This is a genomic window from Pseudomonas sp. S1_G07, assembly GCF_054668565.1.
Genome location: NZ_CP162778.1, coordinates 5,140,125 through 5,154,921, shown reverse-complemented (window position 1 = coordinate 5,154,921; position 14,797 = coordinate 5,140,125). Strand labels below are relative to the sequence as shown.

At 60.4% G+C, this 14,797-nt stretch carries 13 protein-coding genes and 1 pseudogene; 8 read left to right on the top strand and 6 right to left on the bottom strand.

Translation table 11 applies throughout. From position 1 onward, the window contains the following. Positions 1-143 precede the first annotated feature (143 nt). Both AB4O05_RS23495 and AB4O05_RS23490 read left to right on the top strand, forming a co-directional pair. Positions 144-1,997, top strand: a complete 1,854-nt coding sequence (locus AB4O05_RS23495) for an ABC transporter ATP-binding protein (RefSeq protein WP_460135040.1) — start codon at positions 144-146, stop codon at positions 1,995-1,997. 142 nt (positions 1,998-2,139) lie between these two features. Beyond that, entirely contained in the window at positions 2,140-2,598 is a 459-nt protein-coding gene (locus AB4O05_RS23490; protein ID WP_460135041.1) for an Hsp20 family protein, read from the top strand. 159 nt (positions 2,599-2,757) lie between these two features. Here AB4O05_RS23490 and AB4O05_RS23485 read toward each other — a convergent pair whose 3' ends face one another. After that, positions 2,758-3,402, bottom strand: a complete 645-nt coding sequence (locus AB4O05_RS23485) for a TetR/AcrR family transcriptional regulator (RefSeq protein ID WP_460135042.1) — start codon at positions 3,400-3,402, stop codon at positions 2,758-2,760. Between the two features lie 122 nt (positions 3,403-3,524). Here AB4O05_RS23485 and AB4O05_RS23480 point away from each other — a divergent pair, with 122 nt between their 5' ends. The 3 genes from AB4O05_RS23480 (at position 3,525) to AB4O05_RS23470 (ending at position 6,967) form a co-directional block, all read left to right on the top strand. Next, positions 3,525-4,742 carry an MFS transporter gene (locus AB4O05_RS23480; protein WP_460135043.1) on the top strand — a complete coding sequence of 406 codons (1,218 nt, stop codon included), beginning with the start codon at positions 3,525-3,527 and terminating at the stop codon, positions 4,740-4,742. 130 nt (positions 4,743-4,872) lie between these two features. Next, positions 4,873-5,670, top strand: a complete 798-nt coding sequence (locus AB4O05_RS23475; protein ID WP_460135044.1) for a DNA/RNA non-specific endonuclease — start codon at positions 4,873-4,875, stop codon at positions 5,668-5,670. An 85-nt stretch (positions 5,671-5,755) separates the two neighbouring features. Then, positions 5,756-6,967: a YeeE/YedE family protein gene (locus AB4O05_RS23470; protein WP_460135045.1), complete on the top strand. Its 1,212-nt coding sequence runs from the start codon at positions 5,756-5,758 to the stop codon at positions 6,965-6,967. A gap of 1 nt (position 6,968) precedes the next feature. Here the strand turns inward: AB4O05_RS23470 and AB4O05_RS23465 are convergent, their stop codons facing one another. From AB4O05_RS23465 to AB4O05_RS23450, 4 genes and pseudogenes are all read right to left on the bottom strand, one after another. After that, a complete protein-coding gene (locus AB4O05_RS23465; protein WP_460135046.1) occupies positions 6,969-7,130 on the bottom strand; it encodes a DUF2986 domain-containing protein in 162 nt (53 codons plus the stop codon). A gap of 238 nt (positions 7,131-7,368) precedes the next feature. Then, positions 7,369-8,409, bottom strand: a complete 1,041-nt coding sequence (locus AB4O05_RS23460; protein ID WP_460135047.1) for an alpha/beta hydrolase family protein — start codon at positions 8,407-8,409, stop codon at positions 7,369-7,371. Positions 8,410-8,504: 95 nt separating this feature from the next. After that, positions 8,505-9,416: a methyl-accepting chemotaxis protein gene (locus AB4O05_RS23455; protein ID WP_460164927.1), complete on the bottom strand. Its 912-nt coding sequence runs from the start codon at positions 9,414-9,416 to the stop codon at positions 8,505-8,507. A gap of 3 nt (positions 9,417-9,419) precedes the next feature. Further along, positions 9,420-10,526, bottom strand: a pseudogene (locus AB4O05_RS23450) (FIST signal transduction protein); the annotation flags it as partial. A gap of 221 nt (positions 10,527-10,747) precedes the next feature. On the opposite strand from AB4O05_RS23450, the gene AB4O05_RS23445 reads away from it, so the two are divergent. The 3 genes from AB4O05_RS23445 to AB4O05_RS23435 all read left to right on the top strand — a co-directional run bounded on the left by AB4O05_RS23445 (position 10,748) and on the right by AB4O05_RS23435 (position 14,068). After that, entirely contained in the window at positions 10,748-12,274 is a 1,527-nt protein-coding gene (locus AB4O05_RS23445; protein WP_460135050.1) for an amino acid permease, read from the top strand. Beyond that, the gene (locus AB4O05_RS23440) at positions 12,267-13,058 is read left to right on the top strand and encodes an SDR family NAD(P)-dependent oxidoreductase (RefSeq protein WP_460135052.1); all 792 of its coding nucleotides are present in this window, start codon (positions 12,267-12,269) and stop codon (positions 13,056-13,058) included. Before AB4O05_RS23445 ends, AB4O05_RS23440 begins: the two co-directional genes overlap by 8 nt. 95 nt (positions 13,059-13,153) lie before the next feature. Further along, positions 13,154-14,068: a helix-turn-helix transcriptional regulator gene (locus AB4O05_RS23435; RefSeq protein WP_460135054.1), complete on the top strand. Its 915-nt coding sequence runs from the start codon at positions 13,154-13,156 to the stop codon at positions 14,066-14,068. On the opposite strand, the gene AB4O05_RS23430 is transcribed toward AB4O05_RS23435, so the two are convergent. Beyond that, positions 14,069-14,797 carry a methyl-accepting chemotaxis protein gene (locus tag AB4O05_RS23430; protein ID WP_460164926.1) on the bottom strand — a complete coding sequence of 243 codons (729 nt, stop codon included), beginning with the start codon at positions 14,795-14,797 and terminating at the stop codon, positions 14,069-14,071.

The following is a 14,797-nucleotide window of genomic DNA, read 5'->3' as shown; positions in this document are numbered from 1 at the left end:
AGCTACGTAACCACGCAACCAAAGCGCACAACCCACAATCCTCATGCAATCCGCTGCGGCCGAATAACCATATCTCCCCACGAAGCCCTCAACCCCACCATTAGATGCGAGAATCTCCTGACTGGATCGTTTTGGAGAGCTCCATGCTTCGCACATTTGAACAACGGCTCGACCCTTTCCCTCCCGACGAGGCGCCGCCGCCACCTGATGGCCTGGCGCGGTTTTTGTGGGCCTGCACGCGAGGCGCTCGCGGTTATGTGCTTGCGCTTGCGTTGCTCAGTGCTGGTGTGTCGATCTATGAGGCCTGGTTGTTTTCCGTTCTCGGGCAAGTCGTGGATCTGCTATCGACCTGGCAGGCAGGCGGCGAAGCGGCCGCGCAGGAAAGTCGTGTGCTGTGGGGGATCGGTATCGTACTGGTGACCAGTATCGGGCTGGTGGCATTGCGCACGATGGTGCAGCACCAGATATTGGCGATCAACCTGCCGTTGCGCCTGCGCTGGGATTTTCATCGGCTGATGCTGCGCCAGAGCCTTTCATTTTTCTCCGATGAGTTCTCTGGCCGGGTCACGACCAAAGTCATGCAGACGGCGCTTTCGGTGCGCGAGGTGCTGTTCACCCTGATCGAGATTGCCCCCGGGATCGGTGTGTACTTCATCGCAATCATCACACTGGCCGGCGGCTTTGACCCGAAGTTGATGCTGCCTTTCATTGCCTGGCTGGCGTTGTTCGGGCTTGCCATGGGGTACTTCGTGCCGCGCCTTGGCAAAGTCGGGCAGGAGCAAGCCAATGCGCGCTCATCGATGACCGGGCGTATTTCCGACGCCTACACCAATATCACCACGGTGAAGTTGTTCTCCCATTCCAAGCGTGAAGCCCATTTCGCGCGTGCGGCGATGGAGGATTTCAAGCAAACCGGCTTTCGCCAGATGCGTCTGGTCAGCCAATTCGAGATCGTCAATCAGGCGTTGGCGGTTGCGTTGATCATGAGCGCAGGCGGGTATGCCTTATGGATGTGGCACCAAGGCGAAGTGGGTACAGGTGCTGTGGCGGCCATTGCTGCCATGGCGCTGCGTATCAATGGCATGTCGCATTGGATCATGTGGCAAATGACTTCGCTGTTCGAGAACGTCGGCACGGTGCAGGACGGTATGGAAACCTTGGCCCGTGGCCCCAAGGTGCAGGATGCGCCAGATGCCGGTGTGCTGGTTACCACGGGCGGTGCGGTGACCTTCGACAATGTGAGCTTCAATTACAACGGCGAACGCCAGGTGCTCGATGGCCTGAGCCTGGCCATTCGCCCGGGGGAAAAGATCGGGCTGGTAGGGCGCTCGGGCGCCGGTAAATCCACGCTTATCAATCTGCTGTTGCGCTTTTATGACGTGGACAAGGGGGCGATTTGCATCGATGGGCAAAACATTGCACACGTCACACAAGACAGTCTGCGCAGCGCCATCGGCATGGTGACTCAGGACACGTCCCTGCTGCACCGTTCCATTCGCGACAATATTGCCTACGGCCGCCCCGACGCGACCGACGCGCAAATCCGCAGCGCTGCAGCCAGCGCCCAGGCCGATGGGTTCATCAGCCAACTGAGCGATAAGCAAGGCCGCTCCGGCTACGACACCTTGGTGGGCGAGCGCGGTATCAAGCTTTCGGGTGGCCAGCGTCAACGTGTCGCCATTGCCCGGGTCATGCTGAAAAATGCGCCGATCCTGCTGCTGGATGAAGCCACCAGCGCGCTGGATTCAGAAGTTGAAGTGGCCATCCAGGAAAGCCTCGATGAAATGATGAAGGGCAAGACCGTGATTGCCATCGCCCATCGGCTGTCGACGATTGCGGCCATGGACAGGCTTATCGTCATGGATAACGGACGCATCATCGAACAAGGCACCCACAGCGAATTGCTCGCCAAAAACGGGACCTATGCGCGGCTGTGGCATCACCAAAGTGGCGGGTTTCTGGGGGAAGATCAGGGCGTGGCTGAGGCTACGGAGTAGGCCAGCCCGCTCATACAGAAGCGTTAAAAAAATTTTGGGTGCACCGCTTGAAATTTTTTCCCCTGAACCTACTTAGGTTTTACGCGATGCCGAATGCGGGTCGCGTATCAAATCACTTGGAGAAAACTCAGGAGATTTTGCAATGGCTACTACTCTTTCGTTGGCCCCACTGTTCCGTCATTCCGTCGGCTTTGACCGTTTCAACGACCTTTTCGAATCGGCGCTTCGCAGCGAGGCCGGTACTGCGTATCCACCTCACAACGTCGAGAAGCACGGTGACGACCACTATCGGATCGTTATCGCAGCCGCTGGCCTGGTGGAGGATGACCTGGAGATCCAGGTGGAAAAAGGCGTGTTGACCGTCGCTGGCGGCAAACGCGAACACGATGAGGGCATCACTTACCTGCACCAGGGCATCGCCCAGCGCGCGTTCCGGTTGTCGTTCCGTCTGGTCGACCACATTGAAGTGCAGGGCGCACAACTCGCCAATGGGTTGCTGAGCATTGACCTGCTCAGGGTGGTACCGGAGGAAGCGAAGCCCAAGCGCATCACCATTGGTGGTGCGGCCAAGGCTGATGTGAAAACCATCAGCGAGCAGTGATGCTGGAATGAATAAAGGCGCTCTTCGGAGCGCCTTTATTCGTATGACCTTTAGCTGGGACAGGTATGTAACTTTGCACCGGGTGGACCGGCAATTCGGCTTGAACCAGGACGTGGCGCGGATGGCGCAGGCGTGCTGCAATTTTTCGTGGTTAGTGTTTTAGCACTTGCCCAGGTGGCGAAGGGGCGGTGTGACAGACGCAGCAACATCCCAGGTCAGCATGAGCTGGCTGATCGCTGCGTCAAGGCTGGCGTGCGGCACCCCATCGCGGGCCAGGATCGAAACGCCTTGCAGGAAACTGTCGAACACACCCGCCATCACCGCCGGCTGGGTCTGCTCGGGCAACTGGCCCATATGCACCGCCCGTTCCACACACGCCACGATCCCTGCCCGCGTGCGCAGCCGCGATTGGGTCAAGCCATTCGCTACCCGCGCAGTCTCCGGGCTCGGTGCACTCATCACGCCCAGCGCCACCATGCAGCCCTTGGGGTGGCCATCTTCACACTGCATACGCGCCGATTGGCGCAGCGCGGTTTCAATGGCCTGGCGCGGTAGCAGGCTTTCATCCCACAGGCATTCGGTGACTTGGGCGTAGGTGGCCAGGTAGCGCTGCACACACTCCTCGAACAGCGCCTCCTTGGAGCCGAATGCCGCGTAAAAACTCGGCGCGGAAATGCCGCCACCCAGGCCGGCCTTGAGTTGGGCGAGGGAGGTGGCGTCATAGCCGTGTTGCCAGAACAGGTGCATAGCCTGTTCCACGGCCTGGTCGCGGTCGAAGGTACGGGGGCGGCCCATCTGTGCCATGGCAGGTCTCCTGTGCAAAGGCATATAAATACTAGTCGATACATAAGTCGTTGACAACGCACGTCGTGCGCTTGCAACATCTGTATCGATCAGTACTTAATTCCGTTACCAAGGAGTTTCCCGTGACCCCTTCACTCACCCTAACCGCCTCGTCCGAGCGTCTGCCCATCGGCGCCTTGCTCGCCCTGGCGATGACCGGCTTCATCTGCATCGTCACCGAAACCCTGCCCGCCGGCCTGTTGCCGTTGATCAGCGAGGGCATGGCGATTTCGCCGTCCATGGCCGGGCAGATGGTCACGGCCTACGCACTGGGGTCGGTGCTGGCGGTGATCCCCATGACCATCGCCACCCGGGGCTGGCGTCGGCGCAATGTGCTGCTGCTGACTATCGTCGGTTTTCTGCTGTTCAATTCGATCACTGCGCTGTCGTCCCATTACGGCATAACCCTGGTGGCACGCTTTTTCGCAGGCGTCGCGGCCGGATTGGCCTGGAGCTTGTTGGCCGGTTACGCCCGGCGCATGGTCGCGCCCCATCAGCAGGGCAGGGCGCTGGCACTGGCGATGGTCGGCACGCCGATTGCGCTGTCGCTGGGCGTACCGTTGGGCACTTGGCTGGGCGGGCTGGTGGGGTGGCGCATCACGTTTGGCCTGATGTCGGGGTTGACCTTGTTGTTGATCGTCTGGGTGCTGGTGAAAGTGCCTGACTATGCGCCGCAACCCGCACACCAGCGGCTGTCGCTGGGCAAAGTGCTGACCACGCCAGGCGTGCGCCCGGTGCTGGCGGTGGTGATCAGCTGGATGCTGGCGCACAACATTCTGTACACCTACATCGCACCGTTCGTGGCGCCGGCGGGGTTGGCGGGTCACATCGACCTGGTGCTGCTGGTGTTTGGCATCGCTGCGTTGGCGGGGATCTGGATCACGGCCAGGCTGGTCGAGCCTTTGCTGCGCAAGACCGTGCTGGTGAGCCTGGCGACGTTTGCGCTGGTCAGTGTGGCGTTCGGGCTGCTGGGGAATAGGCCAGAGGTGATCTACCTCGGTGTGGCCGTGTGGGGGTTGAGCTTCGGTGGCGCCGCGACCTTGCTGCAAACCGCGTTGGCCGATGCAGCGGGTGATGGCGCGGATGTGGCGCTGTCACTCAACGTGGTGGCGTGGAACAGCGCGATTGCCGGTAGCGGCGTGGTCGGCGGCGTGTTGCTCGACACCTGGGGCGTGGCGGCGTTTCCGTGGGCGATGTTGGGGTTGGTGGCGGTGGCGCTGGGCATTGCGTGGACAGCGCGGGCCCATGGTTTCAAGCCGGGGAAGCGATCTACCGATGGGCCGGCGGCGGTGGGGCATTAGTGTTGGCGCGATCTGTCATGACTTCGGTAACGAGGACGGGTTGGTGGTCGCCAATTCGGCGTGGCCAGCACTAAACGGCAATGTCGGGGTCCATAGGGCCCCCCTAACCCTCACGATAAGATTTAAAAACATGCACTTACGCAAGATTGCCATCGGGTTTTCGGTCCTTTTCCTGGTGTCCACAGGGGCACATGCCCGTGGTGCGATAGACCTTTATTCCCCCCAGGAACGGCAACTGTCTTTCGACAGCTGCGCCGATATTTTTCCCGCCGCCACCCCGATCAAAACCGCCACCATCCCCGCCAGTATGCAACCCCTGGCCCTGTGTTCCGACCATTTTGCCGTGCTGTATTCGCAAACCAGCAAAACGCCGCTGCTGGTGGTCGAGCGCCTGAACGCGCGTCAGCTTAAAGACGCCAAGGGTGAAGAGCGCACCAACCATTTCTACGCGGACCCGCGAATCCCCAAGGCAGGACGGGCGGAGTTGAGCGACTACCATGGCCAGCACCCGGCCATGGACCGTGGGCACCAATCCCCGGCCGCCGATGCGCCCGACGCCAAGGCCATGGCCCAGTCTTTCGCACTGTCGAACATGGTGCCGCAAGACCCCACCAATAACCGCAAGATCTGGAGCAAGGTCGAGGCCGACGTGCGCAAATTCGCCGTGCGCGCCGGGGGCGATGTGTATGTGTTCACCGGGCCGTTGTTCGATGCGGGCCACGGCACCATCGGCGACAACCAGGTGTGGGTGCCGACGCGGCTGTTCAAGCTGGTGTACGACGCCTCGTCCCGGCGTGCGTGGGCATATGTGCTGCCCAATGCCGAAACCCGCATTCAGCGGCCGATGGATTACGACACCTTTGTGAAGACCACCGGGCTCAGGTTGCTGGGCAATCTTCCGGTGTCGGGGTCGGTGGGGCGCGGCTGATTAACGCTCGACAACTCTCGCTTCTCTCTGGGTTTATACTCACCCCCCTCGCAACCCATCCCTTTCAAACCAACCGAGATACTCCATGAGCACCTCCCTCTCCATGACCCCCACGCGCAAGCCTTTTGCGCCGCTGGTGGCCTTTATCATTCTGGTGCTGGGCGCCTTGTTCCTGCAAACCAGCGTCGGCTCGCGGCAGGTGCTGTTGCTGGTGGTCGGCGCTGCGCTGGGCCTGACTCTCTACCATGCGGCCTTCGGCTTCACTTCGGCCTGGCGCGTGTTTCTCAACGAGCGGCGGGGTGCCGGCTTGCGCGCGCAGATGGTGATGCTCGCGCTGGCGGTGCTGCTGTTCTTCCCGGCGCTGGGGGCGGGCACGTTGTTCGGGCAGCCGGTGACCGGGCTGGTGGCGCCGGCCGGGGTGTCGGTGGTGTTTGGTGCGTTTATTTTCGGCATTGGCATGCAGTTGGGCGGTGGCTGTGCCTCGGGCACGCTGTTCACCGTGGGCGGCGGCAATGCGCGCATGCTGGTGACGTTGTTGTTCTTCATTTGCGGCTCGTTGATCGCCACCCACCATGTGGACTGGTGGTTCGCACTGCCCGCGTTCCCGGCTGTATCCATCGTCAAAAGCTTCGGCGTAGTGCCGGCGCTGCTCGCCAGCCTGGCGATGTTCGCAATCATTGCGGCGGTCACCGTCCGCCTGGAAAAGCGCCGTCATGGCCAGCTTGAAGAAGGTGTGAAAAGTGAACACCAAGGCCTGCGCCGTTTCCTGCGCGGCCCGTGGCCGCTGGTGTGGGGCGCGATTGGCCTGGCACTGCTCAACTACGCCACCCTGGCCCTGGCCGGGCGGCCATGGGGTATCACCTCGGCGTTTGCGCTGTGGGGTGCCAAGGTGGCGAGTGGCTTGGGTGTGGACGTGACAGCCTGGGCGTTCTGGCAAATGCCAGGCAATGCCAAGGCCCTGGCCGCGCCCGTGTGGGAAGACATCACCAGCGTCATGGACATCGGCATCGTCCTTGGCGCGCTACTGGCCGCCGGCCTGGCCGGTCGTTTCGCCCCCAGCCTGAACATCCCGGCGCGCTCGCTGATCGCGGCGGTGATCGGCGGCCTGCTGCTCGGCTATGGCTCGCGCCTGGCCTACGGTTGCAACATCGGCGCGTACTTCAGCGGCATCGCCTCGGGCAGCCTGCATGGCTGGGTGTGGCTGGTGGCGGCGTTTATCGGCAACGGCGTGGGCGTGCGGTTGCGACCGTTTTTCTTTGCGGGGGAGCGGCGGCAGGTGGCGTTGAGCGGTTGCTGAATCAGCTTTCCGGGGAAAGGTCTGGCGCCTGAGCCGCTTCAGTCGCCAGTTTTTCCCGCTCCGCTTTACTGATGTACTTGTCCTTGGATTTCGGCGCCAATTTGGCGCTGGCCTTCTTGGCCTTGGCCTTGAAGAGCTGCTGGAGTTTTTTCTGGCGGTTCATGGGGTTTTTACCTGGTCTGTAAACGCGCGAATCATACCAGTTTAAAAAGCCTGATCGTTGCGTCAGCCGGTCATCGGGCAGGCGCTCGCTGCTCAACGCGTCAGGCGCTGACGGGGGGGCGGCGCTTCTGCCTCAATCTGCCGGTGTTTTACCGCGGATGGTTTCCTTGGTCGTGTTGTAGTCGAATATGCGTTCAGCCAGCCGTGGCGCACCACGTGCTGTAAGGTCGATGCCGACTTCAATGTCGAAACGAGCGCCCTAAAAACTCGCTGATCAGCCCCACCACCTGCTGCTGAATCACCGCCCGCGCCCGAGCTCCCTCACCATCTCGGCAAATCATGCCGTCGCCCGGCGAATCCGCTTCAATCAACGCCATGCCGCCCGGCTTGCAGATCGCCATGAAACTGAAGTGAGTTGCGTCGGCGATCTCCACGTATTGCGTCGACGCTTTCGGCAGGCGTTTGACCAAGGCGGCGGACTCCAGGTCAGGGTCCATATCCTCCGACGGCACACCCCCCGCAATGACCAGCGCCGGCACGGGCAATACCGCCAGGCTGGCGTCGGTGAAACCGCGCGACAGGCCCAGGTCCAGCGACACAATGGCGGTGACGCGCTTGTCGCTGAGGTCGGCGGCCAATCGGGCCTTCCCGGCGGGTGTGCCGGCAGGGTTCATTTGCCGGTAGCCAATGCAACCGCCGAGCTTCGGGTGGACGGTGCAGTCTCGGTTGAACAGGTCTGGATCGAAACGGGCACCGGCGATTTCCAGCACGGTCCAGCCGCCGAGGGAGTGGCCCACGGCGGCAATCCGGTGGTGCGTGACCGCGCCAAATTGCGTGGGCTGCGCGAGCACCGCGTCGATGGCGCGGCTGAGGTCTTTGGGCCGTTGCCACAACTGCGCGGCGGCGGCGGGGCTGCGATCCTTGCTGGTGGTGCCGGGGTGGTTGACCGCCGCCGCGATGTAACCCCGATGCGCCAGTGCACTGGCCAGCCACACCTGGTTGCGCCAATTACCGCCGTAACCGTGGGACAGCACCACCAACGGATGTTCGCCGGCCGCCGGCGCTGCGTCGGGCACGCCGAGGGCGCCGATGAACACCGCGTTATCGGCGATCAGCTCGGGCTTGGCTGTGGTGGTGGCGGGGTACCACACGGCCAGCTCAAGGGGGCGGTTGTTGTGGGCGTCGGGCAGGGTGACGGTCTTGAAGCCGACAGGGTGTTCGGCGGCGAAGGCGGGAGCGGTCAGGCATAGCAATAGCAGGGAGGCGAGGGCGCTTTTCACTGTGGTTATCGTCCTTGATATGAGTGACGCATCATGCACTGAACACTCCGTTCAATGCCATGAGCCCCGCGCGGTTTTTTACCTGCCGTTAACGTCTACGCATGGGTGAGGCCCGTCAACGTATCCGCAATCGTCTTCGTGCGCTGCGCCGTGCCCTCCGTAGCGCGGTTGGACGCCTCCAGCGCATCGAGCATTTCGCGCAGCGCGCCCACCCCGGACGACTGGTCTTCAATCTGCTGCGCCACCCGCTGAATCTCGCCCGCCAGCACGTCGATATCCACGCCGATTTCTGCCGCATTCTTGCGTGTGATCTCCGCCAGCTTGCGCACCTCGTCGGCCACCACCGCAAAGCCCCGGCCCAGGTCGCCCGCGCGTGCCGCCTCAATGGCCGCATTGAGTGCCAACAGGTTGGTTTGCCCGGCGATCTGCTGGATCACCTGCACAATCGACTGGATGCGCAAACTCGAATCGGCCAGGGTGCGTGCGCCCTCCACCGCAACATCCGCCTGGCTCGACAGCCCCTCCACCGTGGCCCCGGCCTGGGCTGATACGCTGTTCTGCCGCTCGATGGTGCTCACCAGGTCATCCATCGAAGCATGCAACTCCCCCGAGTAATGCTTGAGCTGCGCCGCAATTTCTTCCTGCTGGTGCTCGGCCTGGGCCAACACCTGGCCCAAGTCCGCCAGGCCCTCGAATACCGGCAGGATATTGCTGTCCAGCCCACGAGTATTCAGGGTGTTGGAGAAGTCATTGTTCTTGAACGCGGCGATCTGCTTGACCACCACATGGTTCAACCCCGCCAGCTTCTTCACCTGACGACGTAGGAAAAACGCCTTGAACTCGCCGTAATGGGCGATGAAATTGTCCACATATTCGTCATTGAAACTCGCCCCCTTGGCCACCCGAAAGAAGAAAATCGCCGTCAGCGTCTGGTTCAGGTTCAACCCCAGAATCTCTCCAAAGGTCGAAAACCCCGCCAGCGGCACATCGCCAAACGTGCCGGCCATACTGCCCAGCTCGGCGCCGTTGTTCAGCCGACGCAAGATGCAGTCATTCAAAATACCCGCCACCGGCTGGCCGCCCTTGCCGCGCAAGAACTGCTCATAGTCCAGGCGCGTCGCCTCCCGCAATGGCGTACGCCGCACCATCACCAACTCCTCGCCCGGCGCCACGTCGCAAAACAACTGCACGATCTGCTGCTCATAGTCGATACGCGCAATCGACCGCACAAACAACTCACTGCCTACCCGAATCGCAAACGAATAATCCGCCAGCTTCGACTCCAAGGCCTGGGGCGCGCAATTGAACGCATCACACAGCGCCTGCACCATGCTCTTGATATGGCCGTTGCTGTCGATCACCTGGTCAATGGTGCGGTCCTCCACCGATGCCGTCAGCACACTGAAGGTCAAATCCGCCGGTTTGAAATTCTGGCTTTTGAACACGCCAAATCGCACATGCGTCGCCGTCTTCAGAAACACAATCTGCGCATGGTGCTGATAGCTGCGCTGGCCGTCGTGGATCAGCGTCTTCTGGAAATCCGACTTGCCCCCGGCCGATCCTCCCACAAACAAACACGGAAACCGTCCCGACTCATACAGCGCCTCCATGAAAAACGACTCCGACGCCGACAACCCATCGAACACCACGTACGCCAACGTATCGCGATGATCAATCGGCGTACGCACCTGCACCCGCTTGATATGCCCGACCAACTTGGCAATCCGCTCCTGCATTCCCAACCGCTTGCCGCCGCCACGAATGTCCTCACACTCAAGCGGCACCATCACCACCTCGGCCGAGGCAATTACGCTGTCGTCGAACAACTGCAACACCACCCGGTCCCAACGCTCGCCGGTGGCGCAATACAGCGAATTGGGCGCATTGCACAACTCGCCGGAGGTGGTGCACAGGCTGATGGTGCTTTGCGGGAAGCGACGCTTGAGCTTTGCGGCGATCTGGTCGATGTCCAGATGCGGCGAAATAAAACCGGTGATCAGGGTGGGGGTGATGCGCAGGGCGGTGAGGGCGGCGTCCAGGTCGTTGGCGGCGCTGGTGACGGTGAGGGTGCCTTGGCGAGAGGGGCGGGATTTTTTTAGAAGAGAGAGTGGGTTCATGGGGTGGGCTCGGGCGAGTGGAGATGCTGAGGGATAGGCCTACGGTTAGTAAGGTTATCGGCAGGTTGGGTGTGGGCTGGAGGGGGAGGGTGGGAGGATGTGACGGATGGACGCGGGTGGGTGCTTTCGACATGTCCCCTTGGAGACATAGGCAGCGTGCGCAGTGCATTCGAAGATGACGATTAAGGCGTTTGCCTTGAACCGATTTGGAGGATCACCGCGTGGACAGACCGACAATAAAAGCGCCGACGGCGGCCGTTAACCCGTCAGGGGTCAGTTATCAAAGTGTGGAAAGCGGTTACTTTGAACAACGTCGCCTGCAGCGCCATGCAGGCTTTTTCACCCTGCTGATTCTCGGCGTTGGTGCGGTGGTGGCGGGTCAGTATTCCGGTTGGAACCTGGGCTTGGCCCAGGGCTTCGGCGGCATGTTTTTGGCCTTGTTGATCATTGCCGTCATGTACCTGTTTCTTTGCTCTTCCATTGGCGAAATGGCGGCTGCGCTGCCGCATACCGGTGGTGCCTATTCATTTGCACGCACAACCATGGGACCGTGGGGCGGATTCAGCACAGGCCTTGCGGAAAACATTGAGTTCATCCTGGCCCCTGCGGGAAATATGTTCTTCATGGGGGCCTACCTGACGGCCATTTTCGGCACCGGGCCCGAATGGCAACCTGCCTGGTGGGTGGTCGGCTATGCCTGCATGCTGATGCTTTCGAACCGGGGCCTGGGGGTGTCGATGCGCGCGGTCGTGCTCATTACCCTCGCGGCGGTCTCTGTGTTGGTGGTGTTCTTTATTGCGGCTTACCCGCATATGGACTTCACCGCTAAAGCCCTGAACCTTGCAATGGACGCCACCGGAAAGCCGGTGCAAGTGCAGGGCGGTAACGGGCCATGGCTGCCGTTCGGAATGACGGGCGTCATGCTTGCCTTGCCGTTCGCCGTCTACATGTTCCTGGCCATCGAGCAATTGCCTCTGACTGCTGAAGAGTCACATAACCCGACCCGGCATTTGCCGCTGGCATTAGTCTGGGGCACGGTGATTCTTGCGGTACTGGCGTTGGGCGTGTTGTTTTTCAGTGCAGCGATCGGCGGCGGCAGCTTCTTCATGAGCACGTCGTCGGAGCCGCTGCTCGATGGCTTCCGGGAGATTTTCGGGCACACCGCAAGCAAGCTGTTGTCAGCCGTGGCGGTGCTGGGGCTGGCTGCGTCCTTCCTGGCCGGCAGCTTTGCCGCGGGACGAAACATCTATTCGCTGTCGCGCGCCGGTTATTTGCCAACCGGGCTGTCGGTCACGCACCCAACCCGCAATACGCCGAATATTGCGCTGGGCGCTGGAGCTCTGGCGGCACTGGGTATCTTGATGCTCTGCTGGTTTACGTTCGGCAAGGACAACAACCCATTAATGGGCGGAATCCTGGTGAGCATGATCGTGTTCGCCGGAATGATTTCCTACATCCTGCAAAGCGTCGCTTATATCCGCTTGAAGCGCTCCTTTGCGACTCTGCATCGGCCGTATCGCAGCCCTTACGGAATAGCCGGAGCGGTCGCGGTGATCGTCATCGCCACGGCGACATTGATTTATCAGTTTCTCGATCCCCTCTATAAATGGGCGGCCCTTGCTGCTGCCTGCTGGTACCTGATCGGGATTGCCTATTTCGCTTTCTATCGTCGTCATCGCCTGGTGTTGTCGCCTGAAGAAGCATTCGCCGTGAGTGGCGGTCGTGAAGGACATCCGCAAAATGACTAATTTAGAACTATCCAAAGGCAAGGGCCGTCTGGCCGAAAAAGTGGCCATTATCACCGGCGGCGCCGGTGGTTGCGGCGCTGCTGCAAGCCGGTTGTTCGCCGCAGAAGGGGCGAAGGTGATCATTATTGATTTGAACGGCGATGCTGCCGCTGAATTGGCATCGCAGATCATTGCCGAAGGCGGCCAAGCATTGGGATTGGGCGCCGACGTCTCGCAAGGTGTTCAGGTTCGCGAAGCTGTCGCCCGTGGGCTGGCAGAGTTTGGCCCGGCGGATGTGCTCTTCAACCACGCCGGCACCTTGATCGTAAAACCTTTTCTCGACATTCAGGAGCATGAATGGGATTGGCTCATGGCCGTGAACGTCAAGAGCATGTATCTGGTTACCCAGGCGGTGCTTCCACAAATGCTGGCCAAGGGTAAGGGCAGTATCGTGTGCACTTCGTCGATCTCCGCGCAGTACGCGACCCCCGGCGAGGTCGCGTACAACGCCAGCAAGGGCGCGTGCCAGATGTTCGCACGCGCCATTGCCGTCGAGTTTCGTGATCGTGGTATCCGCAGCAACGCGGTGGCCCCAGGGTTTATCCGTACGCCTCACGGCGAGCGGGAAATGCGCGACTTGCAAGGGATGGGAGTGGATGCCAGCGAGGCAGCGATCAGTCTGCAGCAGGGACGGCTTTGCGAGCCAGAGGAGGTTGCGCGGACAGCGTTGTTTTTAGCCAGCGATGATGCTTCGTTCGTCAATGGAGCGCAGTTGTTTGTAGACAATGGTTTTTCCGCTGTTTAAGACATGCCTGGCAAGAAACATGCTTGCTCTTTATCGCCGGGTTAAGGCCCAGCGCCCACTTGATGGGGCGCATTGGATAAAGACAAGGGGATGGCATGGCTTTTTCAGTTCCGGATAGCGGATATGGCATGGATGCCACGCCCGTACTTGACGCATGGCACTCGGCAACGCCCGGTTTGGTCGCATTGCTGCGGTGTGATGGCTTCACCCGGCAACTGGATGAAGCGCTGTGGGCCGTTGTCAGTTTCGATCAAAGCTGCGTGCTGTTTTACCCAACGGACGGCTCGCCAGTGTTACTGCACGACAATCTGCAAGGCATCTGCGAACCGGGTGCGATGCACAGTTATCTCAACGGTACGTATTTGCTGGACCCGGTCTACACCGCCTGCGCCCACGGCCGGGCGACGGGGCTTTATCGCATGAGCGAGTTGGCCCCTGATGCTTTTTTCGAGGGCGATTACTTCAATTCCCCCGATGTGCATCCGTGTATCTCCATGCAGTCGGGCACCCTGGCTGAAGAAATCGTATTCATCTCGGCTTTGCCAGGTGTCGGCCACCTGGCGTATTCGCTGATGCGAATGAACGCATCAGCGCCGTTTTCGCCCGCGCAGTTCGAAGGTTTACAACGCTGCCGTGCGATGGTCGACGTGTTGCTGCAGCGTCACTATCAGGGCGTTTGCGCACATATCGACAACAGTGCTTCGGCGTTGAAAGAGCACTTGAACAACGCATTTTCGCGATTCGCCGCTGATCAGTTGACCCCCCGCGAACAATTGATTGTCAGCATGATCCTGCGCGGGCATTCCAGCCTTTCGATTTCACTGCACCTGGGAATCGCGGAGGGCACGGTCAAAAATCACCGCAAGCACCTGTATTTCAAACTCGGCATTTCCAGCCAATCCGAGCTGTTTCATTTGTTCGTGAATTTTGTCCTGAATCATACTGCGAATGTCCCATTCTTGAACCAGGCGGCAGATGCTAGTTTTTTAGGCTTTTCGTGCCGCAGTTAGCTATAGGCGAAATTGATTAACCATACGGTTCAACTCCACTGCCAGCTTCGAAAGTTCCGAGGTGGCTACAGCCGTCTGGTTAGATCCGTCAGATGCCTGGCTCGACAAATCCCGGATGCTAATCAAGCTTCTATCCACTCCTCGGGCTACCTGAGCTTGCTCCTCGGACGCTGTCGCAATAAGTACATTTCGCTCCGTGATGTCGTCAATGGATGCGGTAATTTCCAGCAATGCCGACCCAGCACCTCGAGCGGTGTCGAGTGTTTTTTGCGCTTGTGTGTTGGTACTACTCATTGCAGAAACGGCAGTTCCAGCGCCTTTTTGAATGGAGGTAATCATTTGTTCAATCTCGCCGGTCGAGGTTTGTGTCCTGTGCGCCAGAGCCCGGACCTCATCGGCAACCACAGCGAACCCGCGACCCGCTTCTCCTGCGCGAGCGGCTTCGATCGCAGCGTTAAGTGCTAGCAAATTAGTCTGTTCGGCGATGGCCCTGATGACATCCAGAACCTTGCTGATGTCGGTAGCCATCACTGCGAGCCCTTGAACCTCATTCGAAGCGTTTCCGACGTTTGAGACCATCAGGCTAATCGCTTCGACGGTTTCATCCACCCTTGCACGGCCCGCTATCGCGGCCGAATTAGACCGAGTAGCGGCCTCGGATGCCGCAGAGGCGTTTCTGGCGACTTCTTCAACTGCAGCGCTCATTTCGGTGACCGCCGTAGCGGCCAT